The 550-nt window shown below is 60.1% G+C and carries 1 protein-coding gene; it reads right to left on the bottom strand.

Features of this window, described 5'->3' with window-relative positions:
* Positions 1-13 precede the first annotated feature (13 nt).
* Positions 14-493, bottom strand: a complete 480-nt coding sequence (locus tag AC1D0P_RS27720) for a hypothetical protein (protein ID WP_477679665.1) — start codon at positions 491-493, stop codon at positions 14-16.
* Positions 494-550 lie beyond the last annotated feature (57 nt).

Consider the following 550-nt stretch of genomic DNA (forward strand, 5'->3'; position numbering starts at 1 on the left):
GCAGGTGTCATGGTCATTTCTTGCAGTCGGCGATGAGTTTCTGGAAAGCGGCGCGCGAGCCCTTCAAGGAGAAGGTCGCGTCCGGCCCGTGGTCGCTGGTTTCCGAAACCGTGACTTGCTTCTCGTGCTGCAACATATCGACCATGGGGGCGCCGATCTCTGTGTCCGTGGCCAGGGCGCCATCCATCTCCTCGTAGACAGAGGGCAGGTCGAACATTTTCAGGTCAAGCGAGAATTCGAGCTTGCCCTTGAAATTGTCACCTGGCGGGARCCCCTTCGTCGGGGCAGGCAGGAAGCGGATGGAGAGTTTTCCCGGTTCGCCGCAGGTCAAGGAAAGGTAGGCCTTGTCCTTGCCGGCTGGGGCGCAGATGCTTGCAGTCATGACGCTGCCGCCTTCATCCTCCTGCATCCCGGCCGTCCAATGATCGCACTGCTCGGCGGCCAGCGCGGGCAAGGGTATGGCGATCAGTGTAGCAAAGACCAGATGGCGCATGGCAAACTCCCTCCTTGTTTGCTGCAGACAACAGGCAAATCGCGCTGAATGCAAGGC

It is taken from the genome of Polaromonas sp. P1_G2, from assembly GCF_056405515.1.